Raw genomic sequence first — 16023 nt, forward strand, 5'->3', positions numbered from 1 at the left:
GGCGGCGCAGCGCCTGGTGCCAGCGCAACTGCGTGCACGCCTCCCGCGCCCGGTCCGACGCCGCGGTGACCCGCTCGTCAGCGGCGAGGGACTGGAGAGCGGCGAGCGCATCGGACACCCCGGCACCCTATGCGGTGGGCGGGCGTACGCCGCATTTATCTCGTCCCACGAAAAGTTGTCGGCGCCACATGCGGCGTTGCTGTTGCATGATCCGCCAATTTGCCCAAGGATTGAGGCAGGTCGCTCCCTTCGGGTTGAGCAACCTGCGTGTGGTGCCTACCCCCCGAGGGCATCGCCCGCAGCGGCCCCGGCTGTTCCCCCCCAGCCGGGGCCGCACCGTTCCCCGCCGGGGCCGCCCGGCGGCGGCATCCGAGTCTTCCTGCGCGACCTGCGAGGTGAGCCCTACCCTGGCGGGATGCGAGGTTTCGATCTGCCCACGGCGATGGTGACCGTGCTGATCGTCTTCCTCATCTGGCTGGGGATCCGCCTGGTGGTCACGGTGCGCGGCCGGTCCCGGGGATTCCTCAGCGACGCCAACCGGGCGACCTACGAGACGCTCCATACGGCGGCCCGGGCGGCACGCCACCTCGGATCAGGGCTGACGCCGGCCGGCGGGGCCAAGGCCGCACGCCACCTGCGGACCCTCCTCGACACCCCGGCCCTTTCCCTGATCGACCAGAGCGGAACCGTCACCTGGGAGGGCGCCCACAACCACCACGCCGGCGCCGTCGCCAAGCTCGCCGAACCGGTGCTGCGGGACGGCCATACCGCCGTCCTCGACCACGGCGAGGTCGCCTGCACCGATGTGGACTGCGCCATCCGGGCTGCCGTCATCGCCCCGATCGTCTGCGAGGGGCGGGTGGTCGGCGCGCTGGCGGCATACGGCCCGCATGCCAACGCCGGCCTGGCCCGCGCGACGGCCGAGGTCGGGTCGCCGGCTGGCTGTCGGCGCAGGTCGAACTGGCCGAGCTGAGCAAGGAACGTTCTCGCGCCACCGAGGCCGAGCTGGCCGCCCTGCGCGCGCAGATCTCACCGCACTTCATCTACAACTCGCTCGGTGCGATCGCCTCCTTCGTGCGCACCGACCCGGCCCGTGCCCGCGACCTGCTGCTCGAGTTCGCCGACTTCACCCGCTACGCCCTCCGCAAGGGGGGCGCGTTCACGACGCTTGCCGACGAGCTGCGCAATGTGGAGCGCTACCTGGTCCTGGAGCAGGCGCGTTTTGGTGAGCGCCTGCAGGTCTCGCTGCTCATCGCGCCGGAGGTGCTGTCGGTGACCGTGCCCTACCTCGCCATCCAGCCGCTCGTCGAGAATGCGGTGCGTCATGGCATCGCCAATCTCGAAGGCGCCCATACGGTTTCGATCACCGCGGCCGACCGCGGCGCGGAGGCCGAGATCGTCGTCGAGGACGACGGTGTCGGAGCCGACCCGGCCCACATCCAGGCCGTCCTCGACGGGACCGCCGAAACCGACTCGCACGGACTGGGCAATGTCGATGCACGCCTGCGCACGATCTACGGCGACGAACGCGGCCTGGTCGTCGAGACCGCTCCCGGGGCGGGCATGCGGGTCAGTTTCCGCGTCCCCAAGTTCCTCCCTGCCGCGATCACGGCCGGCGACAATAGGCTGGCCGGATCATGATCAGCAGTCCTGCCCTCGTTGCTCTCGTCGTCGACGACGAGGCCCCCGCGCGATCCGAGTTGCGTTACCTGCTCGAGCAGGACGAGCGCATTGCGCATGTCCTCGTCGCCGCGTCCGGCACCGATGCCCTCCGCGTCCTCGAGGACGAAAAGGTCGATGTCGTCTTCTCCGACATCTCCATGCCGGGACTTGACGGTATGGAGTTGGCTCGCGTCCTCGCGCGCTTCGCCACCCGTCCGGCGGTCGTCTTCGTCACCGCCCACGACCAGCACGCCGTCGACGCCTTCGCGATCGACGCCATCGACTACGTCATGAAGCCGGTGCGCCCGGAGCGGCTGGCCGAGGCGGTCCGCCGGGTCGCGGCCGCCGCCATCAGCGCACCGGCCGAACCCCAGGACGACGATGAGACCATTCCCGTCGAACTCGGCGGGGTGACGACCTTCGTCTCCCGCAAGGACATCCGCTACGTCCAGGCTCACGGCGACTACGCCCGGCTGCATACCGAGATCGGCTCCCACCTCGTGCGCATCTCCCTCAACACCCTCGAAGAGCGTTGGGCGGCAGCCGGATTCGTTCGGATCCACCGCAGCACCCTGGTGTCGCTCAAGCATGTGACCCAGGTGCGGATGGACCGCGGCCGCGCGACGGTCCGCGTGGGCGAGGCCGACCTGCAGGTGAGCCGGCGGCACATGCGCGACCTGCGCCAGCAACTGCTCGCCCGCCCGTCGGCGCCATGAGTCCCGCGCAGCGGCCGCCGTCGGAGCGCGTTCGCGTGACGGCGTCGCGGCGCTCGGCCCCACGGCATACCGCCCGGCCCGTTGCGGACGAACTGAGCGACCAGACCGTCCTCGGCGAGATCTACGTCCGGGGGTTGATGCGCGCCCAACTGCGGCTCGCGCTGAGTCTGCTGCTGCTCGCGGTCCTGCTCCTGGGCGGCGTCCCGGTCCTCTTTGCGATGCTGCCGCAGACGCGCACCGTCACCCTCGGCCCGCTCCCCCTGCCGTGGGTCACCCTCGGTCTGGTCGTCTATCCCGCGATCGTCATCAGCGCCCGCTACTACGTGCGCGCGAGCGAGCGTCTCGAGGCGGCCTTCGTCGACGTGGTCGGGCGCGGCTGATGCGTCCGGCGAGCCTGGCGGCCATCGCGCTCGTCTGCGTCCTCACCGTCACGGTCGGCACCTTGGGGCTGCGTATGTCGCGGGCCACCTCCGACTTCTACGTCGCCGGACGCACGGTCACGCCGCGCCGCAACGCGAGCGCCATCGCGGGCGAATATCTTTCTGCCGCATCCTTTCTCGGGGTTGCGGGACTGATGTATCAGCGGGGGATCGACATCCTCTGGTTCCCCGTCGGGTGGACCGTCGGCTACCTGGTGCTGCTCGTCCTCGTCGCCGCCCCGCTGCGCCGCTCCGGCGCCTACACCCTCTCTGACTTCGCCGAGTTGCGCCTGGAGTCCCGGCAGATCCGCGGCTTCGCCTCCCTGCTCACGGTCGGGATCGGGTTCCTTTATCTGCTTCCCCAGTTCCAGGGGGCGGGCCTGGCGCTGCGGCAGGCCACCGGCTGGCCCGCGTGGATCGGCGCGTTGCTCGTCTCCGTCGTCGTGCTCGCCGCGGTCGGGGTCGGCGGCATGCGCTCGATCACGCTGGTGCAGGCGATGCAGTACTGGATCAAGCTGACCGCCATCGCGATCCCCGCCTTCGTGCTGCTGGCGATCTGGAGCCAACACTCCTCCGGGCCGGTGGAACTCGGCGACTGGGCGGTGCCGAGCACCGACCCGGCGGGCCTCTACACGACATACAGCACGATGCTTGCACTGTGCCTCGGGACGATGGGACTGCCCCACGTGCTCGTCCGCTTCTACACCAACCCCGACGGCCGCGACGCCCGCCGCACGACCGTCGGTGTCCTCGCGCTGCTGGGCGGGTTCTACATCTTCCCTCCGGTGTATGCCGTGCTCGGCCACATCCATCTGCCGCACCTCGCCCCCGGCACCCGCGTGGACACGATGGCGCTGCAGCTGCCGGAGGCGATGACCGACGGCCGCAGCGCGACGCTGCTGACCGCGGTGCTCGCCGGCGGCGCCTTCGCCGCCTTCCTCAGCACCGCGTCCGGTCTGGTCATCTCGGTCGCCGGCGTCGTCGATCAGGACGTCCTGCGGCCGCTCGTGGCGCGGCGCACCGGGGAGGACGCGCACAGTTCGGTGAGCTACCGCATGGCGGCCACCGTCGCCGTCATCGTCCCGGCCCTGCTCTCCCGCGTCGTCGAGCCGCTCGGCCTCGCCGCGACCGTCACCCTCGCCTTCGCCGTGGCGGCCTCGACCTTCGCCCCCCTCCTCGTGCTCGGCGTGTGGTGGCACCGCCTCACCACCACCGGCGCCCTGGCGGGCCTGGCGGTCGGCACCCTCAGTGCCCTGGTCACCCTGGGCGCGGCCTTCCTCCACGTCGAACCGCACGGCTGGCCCGGGCTGCTGCTCGCCCAACCGGCGGCCTGGTCCGTGCCGCTCGCGTTCGTGACGATGGTCGTCGTCTCCCGGCTCACCCCCGGCAAAGTCCCCCCGCACACCAACCGGACCCTCAGCCGACTGCATACCCCCGAATCGCTCCTGCCACCGTGATCACCCCGTGATCCGGCCGCTCATCGCGCGAAACCAACCGCTCGGCGCGTGACGCGGACCCATCCGGCGACCCCGGCACCCGCCCGGCGCGACACCGCGCGTGCCTGCTAGCCGGGGCCGCGGCATACCCAGAAAGCTGTGCCCCACAGACGGCGCGCACCGAGGCACGCCGCGTCAGCATGGAGGTGGCCGCAATGAGCGCCCAACAGCCCACCACCAGCGAGGCCTATCAGGCGGTCCAGTCCAGTGAAGAGTTCCAGACGCTGCGCAAGAAGTTCCGCGGCTTCGTCTTCCCGGTGACGGCCTTTTTCCTTGTCTGGTACTTCCTCTACGTCCTCTTGTCCATCTTCGCCCAGGACTTCATGAACCGATTCTTGTTCGGCAAGATCACGATCGGCCTGGTCTTCGGGTTCCTGCAGTTCCTCACGACCTTCGCGATCACGTTCATCTACGCACGGTGGGCCAACCGCGAACTCGACCCCCTGGCCGACGCGATCGGCTCCCGACTCGACGGCGTCAAGGAGCACTGACCCATGGCCGCACTGACCTCTCTCGCCGCCGCCACGACAGTCGGCAACGCCAAGCTCAATATCGCCATTTTCGTCATCTTCGTGCTCGTCACCTTGACGGTCGTGGTGAAGGTGGCCTCCGGCAAGAAGACCGCCGAGCAGTACTACACGGCCGGCGGCGCCTTCTCCGGCCGGCAGAACGGCATCGCGATCGCCGGCGACTATCTGTCGGCGGCCTCCTTCCTCGGCATCGCCGGCGCCATCGCCCTGCAGGGGATGGACGGCTTCCTCTACTCCATCGGCTTCCTCGTCGCCTGGCTCGTCGCGCTCCTGCTCGTCGCCGAGCTGATGCGCAACACCGGCCGGTTCACGATGGCCGACGTCCTCTCCTACCGCCTCAAGCAGCGTCCGGTCCGCATCGCGACCTCGGTGTCGGTGCTGTGTGTCTCGCTCTTCTACCTGCTGGCTCAGATGGCCGGCGCGGGCGGGCTGGTCTCGCTCCTGCTCGGCGTGTCCGGTGAGACGGCGCAGAACCTCGTCATCGCCGTCGTCGGCGCGGTCATGGTCACCTACGTGCTCATCGGGGGCATGAAGGGCACCACGTGGGTGCAGATCATCAAGGCTGTGCTGCTGATCTCGGCCGCGGCGATCATGACCGTCTGGGTGCTGGGCAAGTACGGCTTCAGCCTGTCCGGCCTCTTCACCGACTCCGTCGATGTCGCGAAGACCTCGACCAACCCGAAGACCGCCGCGGGCGCGGAGAACCTGCTGCACTACGGCACCAAGTACGGCGTGACCACGTTGGCGAAGATCGACTTTATCTCCTTGTCGATGGCCTTGGTTCTCGGCACCGCGGGTCTGCCGCACGTGCTGCAGCGCTTCTACACCGTCCCGACAAGCAAGGCCGCCCGCAAGTCGGTCGAGTGGGCCATCTGGCTCATCGGCGGCTTCTATCTGCTGACCCTGGTCATCGGCTTCGGCGCCGGTGCCCTTGTCGGCCCGGACGCGATCAACGCGGCCCCCGGCAAGCAGAACTCTGCGGCACCGCTGCTCGCCTTCGAACTCGGCGGCTCGTGGATGCTCGGCATCGTCTCCGGCATCGCCTTCGCGACCATCCTCGCGGTCGTCGCCGGCCTGACGATCACCGCGTCGGCGACGTTCGCGCACGACCTCTACAAGGAGGTCTTCAAGCGGGGCCAGTCGACGCAGGAGCAGGAGGTGCGCATCGCGCGCATCTCGGCGATCGCCATCGGCCTGGTCGCCATCTTCGGTGGGATGCTCGCCAAGAGCCAGAACATCGCCTTCCTCGTGGCGCTCGCGTTCGCCGTCGCGGCGTCGGCGAATCTGCCGACGATCCTCTACTCGCTGTTCTGGAAGCGCTTCAACACCCGCGGCGCACTCTGGTCGATCTACGGCGGCCTGATCGCCTCCATCGGGCTGATCATCTTCAGCCCGGTCGTCTCGGGCAAGGCGGCGGACCCCAAGACCGGCCTGTCCCCGTCGATGGTCACCAACCCGGACATCGACTTCCACTGGTTCCCGCTCGACAACCCGGGTCTGGTCTCGATCCCGCTGGCCTTCTTCCTCGGCTGGCTCGGCTCGGTCACGTCCAAGGAGTTCGACGCGGAAAAGTATGCGGAGATGGAGGTGCGCTCCCTCACCGGCCACGGCGTCGGGAAGGCGCTGGAGCACTGAGCCCGATTCTCCCGCAACGCAAGCGGGCGACATACCGATCGTCGGTATGCCGCCCGCTTCGCTCTTTTTTCCGGGTATGCGGAGTGCGGGCCGGGTCGGTCAGGCCGGCTCGGGCTCGGCGTCGGCCTCGGGAGCGGGATCGAGTCGGTACAAGTCCTCGATCAGCGCGAGCAGCCGGCGCCGGGCGGAGTGAATGTCGGCGGCGTGGCGGGCGATCGCGTCGCGCTCGGTAGTGGCGGCCAGGGCGGCGGGGTCCGGATCACCGAGGCTGATCGCGAGCCACCGGGAGAAGTCGCCGCGCGAAAGATGCCACCAGATCACACCCGCGTCCACGGACCGGACGCCACGCACGAACTCGGCGATGGTCGAGGCGTGGCCGATGACCTTGCCGGACGGCTCGGTGAAGGTGAACCACAGATCCTCCGGCAGCGCTTGGGTCGTGTACTTGTGCCAGTGCCGGACGTGCCGGGTGCGGCGGGGATCCATGACGGGCCAGGTGCGACTTGCCCGACCCGCTCTCCCCGGTGATCAGGATGTTGGCGTCTGCCGCCGGCACCGTCACCGGCTGCCCGGCGGCGGTCTCCCCGATCCGCAGGTCGCGCCGCGGGATCGTCATCCGCGCCTCGCCGGTGAGGATCGGGTGCGTCAGGAGCGACTGGACGCCGGCGCCGGCCTCCAGCGGTAGCACCAGGTCGGCCGCCTCGAGCACGGCGGGCAGGGCGTTCGCCACGGCCACTGCGACCTCAGCGAGATGCAGCATGGCCAGATCGTTCTCGGCGTCACCGACCGCCATCGTGTTGTGGGGCGAGATCCCGAGCGCGTGGAGGGCGGCGGCCAGACCCGAGGCCTTGGTCGCGCCGGCGGGCAAGAGCATCAGCTGGCCCCGGTTGCCGATCGCCTGCACGTCCGAGCCGAGGTCGCCGAGGATGCCGGCGATGGCGAGCGCGTCGTCCGCCCGGCAGTCGAGGATCACCCGGCCTGGGCGAAAGGTGATGCCCGCCCGGCCGAGCGCGTCTCGGACCTGCGTCGACACCGGCGGCTGCAACTCCTCGACCTCGCCGTCGATCCGCAGCAGCGCCCCGTTCTGGGCGACCACTGCCTCGACGGCCGCGACCACGTCGGCGAAGTCCCGGTCCAGATCCTCCAGGCACCGGCCGGTCACGAGGATCACCCGCAGTCCGGCGTCCCGCTGCGCAGTCAGCTGCCGCACCAGGCCAGCATCGACCCGACCGCTGGGCGAGCCAGGTGCCCGCCCAACGCGCCGCCGCGAAGGTTCGGTTGAGGTGTTGGCGTCCGCCTGCCAGGGTGGGTGCCAACATCGTCGTTTCGCGAAGGAGCCACCCGTGTCCACGGAAGAGAGCCTGTCGGCCAGCCACCCCACGTTTCCGCCGGACGCCGCGTTCGCGGCGCAGGCCAATGGCACAGCGGAGATGTATGACGCGGCGGCCGCCGACCACGAGGGCTTCTGGGCCGAGCAGGCCCGCACCCGGATCACGTGGGCGAAGGATTTCGAGCAGACCCTCGACTGGTCGGACGCCCCGTTCGCCAAGTGGTATGCCGGCGGCGAGCTCAACGCGGCATACAACTGCGTGGACCGGCATGTCGAGGAGGGCCGCGGCGACAAGGTCGCCATCCACTTCGAGGGCGAACCGGGCGACACCCGCACCATCACGTATGCCGATCTGCAACGGGAGGTCTGCAAGGCCGCTAACGCGCTCGAGGCTCTCGGACTCGGCAAGGGCGACACCGTCGCCATCTATCTGCCGATGATCCCCGAGGCGGCCATCGCGATGCTCGCGTGCGCGCGGATCGGCGCACCGCACTCGGTCGTCTTCGGCGGCTTCTCCGCGGAGGCGCTCAACACCCGCATCAACGACGCGGCGTGCAAGCTGGTCATCACCGCCGACGGCGGCTATCGCCGCGGCGCCCCGAGCGCTCTGAAGCCGGCCGTCGACGCCGCACTCGAGCACGCCGAGACGACCGTCGAGAAGGTCCTCGTCGTCAAGCGCACCGGCCAGGACACCCCCTGGACCGAGGGCCGTGACATCTGGTGGTCGGACGTGGTGGACGAGGCGAGCGAGACCCACGAGGCCCAGCCCCACGACAGCGAGCACCCGCTGTTCATCCTCTACACCTCCGGCACGACCGGGAAGCCGAAGGGCATCTTCCACACGACCGGCGGCTACCTGACCCAGTGCGCCTACACCAACGCCGTCGTGCACGACGTGCACCGCGACACCGATGTCTATTGGTGCACCGCCGACATCGGTTGGGTGACCGGGCACTCCTACATCGTCTACGGACCGCTGGCCAATGGGGCGACGCAGGTGATGTACGAGGGCACCCCCGACACCCCGCACCAGGGCCGCTGGTGGGAGATCGTCGAGAAGTACAAGGTGACGATCCTCTACACCGCCCCAACCGCGGTGCGCACGTTCATGAAGTGGGGCCACGAGATCCCCGAGAAGTTCGACATGTCCTCGCTGCGCCTGCTCGGCTCCGTCGGCGAGCCGATCAACCCCGAGGCCTGGCTCTGGTATCGCAAGTGGATCGGCGGCGACCGGTGCCCGATCGTCGACACGTGGTGGCAGACCGAGACCGGGGCGATCATGATCTCGCCGCTGCCGGGCGTCACCACGCTCGAGCCCGGGTCGGCGCAGAAGCCCATCCCCGGCATCAGCGCCGAGATCCTCGACGACGAGGGCCGGCCGTTCACCGAGGCCGAGAAGGTCGGCTACCTGGTGCTCACCAAGCCGTGGCCGGCGATGCTGCGCGGCATCTGGGGCGACCCGGAGCGTTACAAGCAGACCTACTGGAGCCGGTTCGGCCCGAAGTACTACTTCGCCGGCGACGGGGCGAAATATGACGAGAAGGGCAACATCTGGCTGCTGGGCCGGGTCGACGACGTCATGAACGTCTCCGGGCACCGCCTGTCCACCGCCGAGATCGAGTCGGCGCTCGTCAGCCACCCGAAGGTCGCCGAGGCGGCCGTCGTCGGTGCCAACGACGAGACGACCGGCCAGGCGGTCGTGGCCTTCGTCATCCTGCGCGAGGAGCACATCGAGGAGGCCGACGAGGTCGGGGAGGGCGGGGATCTGGTCAAGGAGTTGCGCGACCACGTGGCCAAGGAGATCGGCCCGATCGCCAAGCCGCGCACGATCATGATCGTGCCCGAACTGCCCAAGACCCGCTCTGGCAAGATCATGCGCCGGTTGCTCAAGGACGTCGCCGAGGGCCGCGAGATCGGCGATGTCACCACCCTCGCCGACTCCTCGGTGATGAACTCCATCGCCCAGGGGCTCGGCTCCGGAGGCTGACCCGACCGCCGACCCGGCAGCGGGCCATACTGGACATTTCGTCCAGCATGGCCCGCTGATTGCTAGGCAATAGTGCGCTAACTGCCCGCCCTCGGAAGACACTCTAGCCAGCTCGCTCCCGATCTGGTTCCCTGGGCCAACCGCGCGACGAGGTGGTCGCGCACGCACGAAAAGGGGCCGCCATGTTCGAGGAAGGCCAGCTCTACTCCCCCGTGACCGTCGGCGCCGACGGCTCCGTCGAGGTGCACTTGGGCGCCGATCATCCGGGACTGAACGACCCGGCATACCTGGCCCGCCGCGGCGAGATCGCGGCCGCCGCCCTCGCCTGGGAGCCCGGCACCCCCGTGCCGCTGATCGGCTACACGGCCGAGGAGAACGAGGTCTGGCGGATCGCCGGCGCCGAACTCGCGCCCAAGCACCAACGCCACGCCCACTCCGAATACCTGCGCGGCAAGGCCGCCCTCGGGCTGCCCGCCGATCGGGTGCCGCAGCTGGCGATGGTGACCGAGCACCTCTTCCCGCTCACCGGATGGTCGTATGCCGCGGCCCCCGGCCTGGTGCCGCTGCGCGAGTTCTACGGGGCGCTGGGTGAGCGCGTGTTCCACTCAACGCAGTACCTGCGCCACCCCAGCCAGCCGCTCTACACCCCCGAACCCGACGTCATCCACGAGGTCATCGGCCACGCCAACCAGCTCGCGTCGCCGCGTTTCGCCCGGCTGACCGAGGCCGCCGGGGCTGCCACCCGCCGGCTGGAGACCGACGCCGCAGTCAAGGCCGTCGCCGACGTCTTCTGGTTCTCGATGGAGTTCGGCGTGATCTGGGAGGAGGGCATCCTCAAGGCCTACGGCGCCGGCATCCTGTCCTCGTTCGGGGAGATGGACGCCTACTCCCACATGGAGATCCGTCCGCTCGACCTGCACCAGATGGCCACGATCCCCTACGACATCACGACCTACCAGTCGGTGCTCTTCGCCGCCGAGAACCTCGACCAACTCGAGGACGTCGTCGGCGGCTTCTTCGACACCGTCGACGACGTCTCGGCGCACCGGCTCCTCGGCGAGCACGCCCACGCCTGACGGCCGGTCAGATCAGGTGAAAGCTGCCCGACCCGTCGGGAGTGGCGCGAGGATCGGCGCCGTTGCCGGGCACCCCGGAATCCTGGACACCGAGCAGCGCCCGGGAGAGACGCTCGCCGTCGGCGAGGATGACATCGTTCGCGCCGCGCAGGTGTGCATCCGAGGGCTCCAGTCCCTCCTTGGCGGCGGCGAGCACGGCCCGGCGGATCAGTTCCTTGCTGAATGACGCGGTCGTGCCCGCGGTGCGGGCCGCCGTCTCGGCGAGCACCTCCTCACCGAAGGCGCCGACCGGGGCATAGAGCCGGAGCAGCGCGAGCCGGCCGGCCTCGTCGGGCAGCGGCACCTCGACGGCCAGGTCGACCCGGCCGGGACGCTGCGCGAGCGCCCGCTCCATCGCCTCGACCCGGTTGGTCGTCAGCAGGAAGGTGACATCGGCATCGGCGTCGAGGCCGTCCATCGCGTCGAGCACCTCGAACAACAGGGGCTTGGCGCCGTGGTGCATGTCGCGGTCCTCGGCGATCAGGTCGCAGTCCTCGAGCACGACGATCGCCGGCTGCATGGCGCGGGCGAGCTTGGCGGCGAGGCCGACGAACCGCAGCGTGTCCCCCGCGAGGAGCACGACCGTGTGTCCGGGCGTGATGCTGAGCAGGTGCCGCACGGTGTGCGTCTTGCCGGAGCCGGGCGGGCCGAAGAGCAGCACCCCGCGCTTGAGGTGCTGGCCGTGCGCCGCGAGCATCTCGGCGTGGGCGGCGATGCCGACCACGTGATCGACCACCCGCTCCAGGACGCCCTCGGGGAGGATCACCTGAGCGGCCGTCAGGTTGGGGCGCGCAATGAACGTCAGCCCCTCTTCGGCCTGCTCGTATCCCGAGTTGGCGAGGCCGACGACCTGACCGCGAAGCACGCTGCGCTGCAACGAGATCTCGCGCAGCTCGTCGAGCAGGCGGGCGGCCGTCGGCTGGTCGGGGCAGAGGACCTCGAGCGTCGCGGAACCGCGTCCGCGATAGGGATTCGCCTTGCGCAGCAGCACGGCGACCGGCACGCCGGCATACCGGAAGAGGCGGATCCCGAACGCAATCGCGGCACGCTCGGTGTCGGGGCCGGTGGCGACATTGGCGTAGTCGACCTGGGCGAGCGGGAAGCGCCCCCCGCCGAAGCCGACGCCCGGCGGCTGGATCATGTCGGAGAAGTTGTGGTGGTAGCGAGACTCGCCGCCGCCGATGCCGATCGCCCGGTGTCCGGCGTCGCGCGCCGCAACAACCTCGAGGGCGATGTCGAAGTCGACGAAGCGGTGGTTCGCCACCTCTTCGGTGAGCACCGCCATCTCGTGCGGCGCACTGCCGAAGTGCCCGGTCAGCTCCTCGACCAATGCAGGCCCACCGGCCCGCACCTCGTGGCCACCCACGAGCTCCCACAGCTGCTTCAACTGATCCAAGAGCGCCGTGCGCTCATCCCCCGTCGTCATGTCCGGCACTGTAGACACGGCCTCCGACAGCCGCCAGCGGGGGCACCCCGGAGCCGACTCCGACCTGGAATCGCAAACCGCCGAGCACCTCGACCGCCGGATCGCGTTGGGCCGCGCCCGCCCCACCCGACGACCCACCGGATGCCGCCCGCTGAGGTGGGCGGACGGCATACCCGAAGCGGGTAAAATAGGTGACGGAGCGCCGGGAAGTCTGGTCGGCATTTACCCCGAACGACCCGACCCGAAGGTGACCGTCATGACGATCCCTCCTGTCCGCGGCCGCATTTTCTCGCGTCCGTCCTGGCCCGAGGCCACCGCGCTCAAAGCGGCGCTGCGCACCGAGACCGTGGGCGGCGCCCTGCTGCTGCTCGCCGCCCTCCTCGCCATCGCCTGGGCCAACAGCCCGTGGCACGAGTCCTACGCCGCCCTGCGCGACCTGTCGGTCGGCGTGGACTGGGGGCACCTGAAGCTCACGCTCGGTCACTGGGCGGCGGACGGCCTGCTCGCGATCTTCTTCTTCGTCGCGGGGCTGGAACTGAAACGCGAGTTCCTCGTCGGCGACCTGCGTGATCCCAGGCGCGCCGCCGTGCCGATCGTCGCCGCCGTGTGCGGGGTGATCGTCCCCGCGGCGACCTACCTGATCGTCACGCGCGCGACCGGTGGCACCGGCGATGCGCTGCGCGGCTGGGCGATCCCGTCCGCGACCGATATCGCGTTCGCGCTCGCCGTGCTCGCCGTCCTCGGCTCCCACCTGCCTGCCGCGCTGCGCGCCTTCCTGCTCACCCTCGCCGTGGTCGACGATCTCATCGCCATCGTCATCATCGCCATCGGCTACACGAGCGACTTCGCGGGTATGCCGCTGCTGCTCGCCGTCGCGCCGCTGGCGGCGTTCACCTTCCTGGTCCAGCGCCGGATCACCTACCCGCTGCTGCTCGTCCCGCTGGCCCTGCTCACGTGGGGGCTGGTCCACGCGTCCGGGGTCCACGCCACCGTCGCCGGGGTGCTGCTCGGGCTCGTGGTCCCGGTCCGCCCGCGGAAGGGGCGGATGCCCGCCGTCAGTGTGCACGGCCCGAAAACCGATGTCGCCCATGTCTTCGAGCACCGCCTGCGCCCGCTGTCCGCAGCCCTCGCCGTGCCGGTCTTCGCCTTCTTCGCCGCCGGTGTGCGGGTGGTCGGCGGCGGGTTCGGCGAGGCGATCTCCGACCCGGTCGCGCTCGGCGTGATGGCCGGGCTGGTGATCGGCAAGGTCGTCGGCGTCTTCGGCGGCACCTATCTGACAGCGCGGTTCACCAAGGCCGACCTCGATCCCGGCCTGGGCTGGGCCGACGTCGTCGGGCTGAGTTTCCTCACCGGCATCGGATTCACCGTCTCCCTCCTCATCGGCGAACTCGCGTTCGGCGCCGGCAGCGACCGCGACGAGCACGTCAAGCTCGCGGTCCTGCTCGGCTCACTCGCCGCAGCCGGTCTGGCCGCCCTGGTCCTCGTGCCCCGCAATGCGCGTTACCGCGCGGCCGAGGCGCGGGAGGAGCAGGACGACGACGGCGACGGCATACCCGACGTCTACGAGTACGAGCAGACCAGGTGACCGCGGCGGGTGCAGCCCAGCCGACCCTGGGTTGAGCGCCCGGAACGCCCGATCCACCCGCTATCGTGGCAGCGTGGGAAGCACACGGTATGACGCTGTTGAGAACCGGCCCGTCGACGAGGCAGGCCGGTTGCTCGACACGGACGGGTCACGCACGATCGGGCAGCTGGTGGCCGACGCCAGCCGGGAGATGTCGACCCTCGTCCGGTCGGAGATCGCGCTCGCCAAGGCCGAGGTGACCGGCGGCCTGAAGAGCGGCGGCAAGGGCGCGGGTCTGCTCGGTGCCGCCGCCTTCCTCGGGCTGCTCGGCCTGATCTTCCTCTTCCACACCCTGGCCCGGGTGCTCGACATCTGGCTGCCGATCTCCGCCTCCTACGGCATCGTCACCGCCCTGCTCTTCCTCGTCGCTGCCGTCCTCGGCCTGATGGGCAAGAAGGCCATCAGCCAGGCCAAGCCGGTGCCGGAGCAGGCGATCACCGAGGCCAAGGAAACCGTCGAGGCGGTCAAGTCCTCCGTCTGAGCACAGTCGACAGCGGTCAGCTTCGCCACAGGTGCGGCGGCAGCGGGCGCCGGACGGCCTCGTCCCACGGCTCCATCAGGCCCGCCAGCTGCAAGGTGACGTCGAGCAGCTTGGCCGTGAAGCCCCACACGAACAGCCCGTGCAGCTCCCAGCCGGGACTGACATAGCCGACGGGCGTGTCCACGAGGAAGCGGTTCGCCGGGTTGACCAGGTCCTCGACCTTGACCCGCACCACCCGTTCGACCTCGATCTCGCTGGCCGCCCACACCTCGGACGGGCTGTGCCACCAGCCGAGGATGGGCGTCACGACATTCGCGCTCGGCGACAGATAGAGCGGCGGCAGCGTGTCGATGACCTCGACGCCGGCGCGGTCGAGGCCGACCTCCTCCTCCGCTTCACGCAAGGCGGCGCCCACGGCTCCCGCATCCTGCGGGTCGACCCGGCCTCCGGGGAAGGACACCTGGCCGGCGTGCGAACGCAGGTTCGTGCCGCGCTGGGTGAGCAGGACGTCCTCGCCGCCGTCCGGGTCGGGGCCGAAGAGCATCAGCACCGCCGAGCGCCGGGTCGCGTCGGGCGGTGGGGTGAAGTCGCGGAAGTAGGCCGGGTCCAGCTCCGCCACGCGCTGCGGTATCCCGCGCAGCCAAGCCGGCGCCTCGCTCACCGGTTCGCCTCTGCGGCAACGCGACCGGGAGCCAGTTCGTACTTCAGGAGCTTCAGCGCCTTGCCAGGGTCGGTCTCGCCGATGCCGAAGGACGGGCAGAGCTTGGCGACCGGGCAGGCGCCGCAGGCGGGGCGTTTGGCGTGGCAGATGCGCCGGCCGTGGAAGATCAGCACGTGCGAGAGCATCGTCCAGTCCTTGCGGGGGATGAGCGCGCCGACCGCCGTTTCGACCTTGACCGGGTCCTCCTCCTCGGTCCACCCGAAGCGGCGCACCAGCCGGCCGAAGTGGGTGTCGACCGTGATGCCCGGCACACCGAAAGCATTGCCCAACACCACATTCGCCGTCTTGCGCCCGACTCCGGGCAGCGTGACGAGGTCCTTCAGGCGGCCCGGGACCACGCCGCCATACCGCTCCTCCAGTGCCGCCCCGAGCTTGATCAACGCGTCCGTCTTGGCCCGGAAGAACCCGGTCGGCTTGACGATCTCCTCCATCTCGGTGCGGTCGGCCCCGGCGAGCGCCGCGGCGTCGGGATAGCGGGCGAAGAGGACCGGCGTGACCTTGTTGACGCCGACGTCGGTGGTCTGGGCGGACAGGATCGTCGCGACGAGCAACTGCAGCGGGCTCTCGAAGTCCAGCTCGCAGTGGGCGTAGGGATAGAAGTCCGCGAGTTCGCGATACATCCGCCGCGCGCGGCGGGTGCGGGCTAGTGAGGACTCGGGCACACCTCATACCTTAGAGACCGGGACCGACGACGCGCCCGCCGCGGCCGGCCGGCCGGCGACGCGTGAGGAGGTGAGGGTATGGAGTGGCTCGCCCTCGCCGTGCTCGCTCTGCTCGGCGCCGTCGTCGTCCGTCGCGGGGGGAGCCGCGGGCGGGGCGCGGCGGATCCGTTCGGCGCGGACAGCGGCGAGGTGGCCGACCGGCTGGCCCGGGTCGTCGGC

Annotated in this window: 16 protein-coding genes; 11 read left to right on the forward strand and 5 right to left on the reverse strand. The window is 70.1% G+C overall.

Going from position 1 to position 16023, the window contains the following annotated elements; genetic code table 11:
• Positions 1-415: 415 nt before the first annotated feature.
• From BN11_RS25870 to BN11_RS09390, 7 genes are all read left to right on the forward strand, one after another.
• Positions 416-973, forward strand: a complete 558-nt coding sequence (locus BN11_RS25870; protein ID WP_327152855.1) for a hypothetical protein — start codon at positions 416-418, stop codon at positions 971-973.
• A gap of 68 nt (positions 974-1041) precedes the next feature.
• Positions 1042-1641, forward strand: a complete 600-nt coding sequence (locus BN11_RS25875; RefSeq protein ID WP_327152900.1) for a sensor histidine kinase — start codon at positions 1042-1044, stop codon at positions 1639-1641.
• Positions 1638-2378 (forward strand): LytR/AlgR family response regulator transcription factor, encoded by a 741-nt coding sequence (locus BN11_RS09370; protein WP_048696950.1) that lies wholly within the window; start codon positions 1638-1640, stop codon positions 2376-2378. The genes BN11_RS25875 and BN11_RS09370 overlap by 4 nt, the downstream gene beginning before the upstream one ends.
• The gene (locus BN11_RS09375) at positions 2375-2758 is read left to right on the forward strand and encodes a hypothetical protein (RefSeq protein ID WP_083433647.1); all 384 of its coding nucleotides are present in this window, start codon (positions 2375-2377) and stop codon (positions 2756-2758) included. Before BN11_RS09370 ends, BN11_RS09375 begins: the two co-directional genes overlap by 4 nt.
• Positions 2758-4254 (forward strand): sodium/solute symporter, encoded by a 1497-nt coding sequence (locus tag BN11_RS09380; protein ID WP_048696954.1) that lies wholly within the window; start codon positions 2758-2760, stop codon positions 4252-4254. The genes BN11_RS09375 and BN11_RS09380 overlap by 1 nt, the downstream gene beginning before the upstream one ends.
• A gap of 194 nt (positions 4255-4448) precedes the next feature.
• A complete protein-coding gene (locus tag BN11_RS09385) occupies positions 4449-4784 on the forward strand; it encodes a DUF485 domain-containing protein (RefSeq protein WP_048696957.1) in 336 nt (111 codons plus the stop codon).
• Between the two features lie 3 nt (positions 4785-4787).
• Entirely contained in the window at positions 4788-6458 is a 1671-nt protein-coding gene (locus tag BN11_RS09390) for a solute symporter family protein (RefSeq protein ID WP_048696962.1), read from the forward strand.
• Positions 6459-6557: 99 nt separating this feature from the next.
• On the opposite strand, the gene BN11_RS09395 is transcribed toward BN11_RS09390, so the two are convergent.
• Complete coding sequence (locus BN11_RS09395; RefSeq protein ID WP_048696965.1) at positions 6558-6779, reverse strand: hypothetical protein; 222 nt, start codon at positions 6777-6779, stop codon at positions 6558-6560.
• A complete protein-coding gene (locus tag BN11_RS25140; RefSeq protein WP_048696968.1) occupies positions 6718-7668 on the reverse strand; it encodes an HAD family hydrolase in 951 nt (316 codons plus the stop codon). Before BN11_RS25140 ends, BN11_RS09395 begins: the two co-directional genes overlap by 62 nt.
• Before the next feature lie 220 nt (positions 7669-7888).
• On the opposite strand from BN11_RS25140, the gene acs reads away from it, so the two are divergent.
• Both acs and BN11_RS09410 read left to right on the forward strand, forming a co-directional pair.
• Positions 7889-9775: an acetate--CoA ligase gene (gene acs, locus BN11_RS09405; protein WP_235435598.1), complete on the forward strand. Its 1887-nt coding sequence runs from the start codon at positions 7889-7891 to the stop codon at positions 9773-9775.
• A 182-nt stretch (positions 9776-9957) separates the two neighbouring features.
• Complete coding sequence (locus tag BN11_RS09410) at positions 9958-10851, forward strand: phenylalanine 4-monooxygenase (protein WP_048696975.1); 894 nt, start codon at positions 9958-9960, stop codon at positions 10849-10851.
• A gap of 7 nt (positions 10852-10858) precedes the next feature.
• Here BN11_RS09410 and BN11_RS09415 read toward each other — a convergent pair whose 3' ends face one another.
• On the reverse strand, positions 10859-12316 hold the full coding sequence (locus tag BN11_RS09415; RefSeq protein WP_048696979.1) for an AAA family ATPase: 1458 nt from the start codon (positions 12314-12316) through the stop codon (positions 10859-10861).
• 256 nt (positions 12317-12572) lie between these two features.
• On the opposite strand from BN11_RS09415, the gene nhaA reads away from it, so the two are divergent.
• Positions 12573-13901, forward strand: a complete 1329-nt coding sequence (gene nhaA, locus BN11_RS09420) for a Na+/H+ antiporter NhaA (RefSeq protein ID WP_157044061.1) — start codon at positions 12573-12575, stop codon at positions 13899-13901.
• Between the two features lie 73 nt (positions 13902-13974).
• Positions 13975-14421, forward strand: coding sequence for a phage holin family protein (locus tag BN11_RS21815; protein ID WP_235435427.1), 447 nt, complete (start codon positions 13975-13977; stop codon positions 14419-14421).
• A 16-nt stretch (positions 14422-14437) separates the two neighbouring features.
• Here BN11_RS21815 and BN11_RS09430 read toward each other — a convergent pair whose 3' ends face one another.
• Positions 14438-15082: an NUDIX hydrolase gene (locus BN11_RS09430; protein ID WP_235435428.1), complete on the reverse strand. Its 645-nt coding sequence runs from the start codon at positions 15080-15082 to the stop codon at positions 14438-14440.
• Complete coding sequence (gene nth, locus BN11_RS09435) at positions 15079-15762, reverse strand: endonuclease III (protein WP_083434002.1); 684 nt, start codon at positions 15760-15762, stop codon at positions 15079-15081. Before nth ends, BN11_RS09430 begins: the two co-directional genes overlap by 4 nt.
• Positions 15763-16023 lie beyond the last annotated feature (261 nt).

The organism is Nostocoides australiense Ben110 (assembly GCF_001050535.1).
In the GTDB taxonomy this organism is placed as follows: Bacteria; Actinomycetota; Actinomycetes; order Actinomycetales; family Dermatophilaceae; genus Nostocoides_A; species Nostocoides_A australiense.

What these genes read in the sequence shown, in the direction of transcription:
- BN11_RS09415 (WP_048696979.1), bottom strand. Translation starts at nt 12,316, where the DNA reads ATGACGACGGGGGATGAGCGCACGGCGCTCTTGGATCAGTTGAAGCAG.
- BN11_RS09390 (WP_048696962.1), top strand. Translation starts at nt 4,788, where the DNA reads ATGGCCGCACTGACCTCTCTCGCCGCCGCCACGACAGTCGGCAACGCC.
- BN11_RS09385 (WP_048696957.1), top strand. Translation starts at nt 4,449, where the DNA reads ATGAGCGCCCAACAGCCCACCACCAGCGAGGCCTATCAGGCGGTCCAG.
- nhaA (WP_157044061.1), top strand. Translation starts at nt 12,573, where the DNA reads ATGACGATCCCTCCTGTCCGCGGCCGCATTTTCTCGCGTCCGTCCTGG.
- BN11_RS09375 (WP_083433647.1), top strand. Translation starts at nt 2,375, where the DNA reads ATGAGTCCCGCGCAGCGGCCGCCGTCGGAGCGCGTTCGCGTGACGGCG.
- nth (WP_083434002.1), bottom strand. Translation starts at nt 15,762, where the DNA reads ATGTATCGCGAACTCGCGGACTTCTATCCCTACGCCCACTGCGAGCTG.
- BN11_RS09410 (WP_048696975.1), top strand. Translation starts at nt 9,958, where the DNA reads ATGTTCGAGGAAGGCCAGCTCTACTCCCCCGTGACCGTCGGCGCCGAC.
- BN11_RS09370 (WP_048696950.1), top strand. Translation starts at nt 1,638, where the DNA reads ATGATCAGCAGTCCTGCCCTCGTTGCTCTCGTCGTCGACGACGAGGCC.
- BN11_RS25870 (WP_327152855.1), top strand. Translation starts at nt 416, where the DNA reads ATGCGAGGTTTCGATCTGCCCACGGCGATGGTGACCGTGCTGATCGTC.
- BN11_RS09380 (WP_048696954.1), top strand. Translation starts at nt 2,758, where the DNA reads ATGCGTCCGGCGAGCCTGGCGGCCATCGCGCTCGTCTGCGTCCTCACC.
- acs (WP_235435598.1), top strand. Translation starts at nt 7,889, where the DNA reads ATGTATGACGCGGCGGCCGCCGACCACGAGGGCTTCTGGGCCGAGCAG.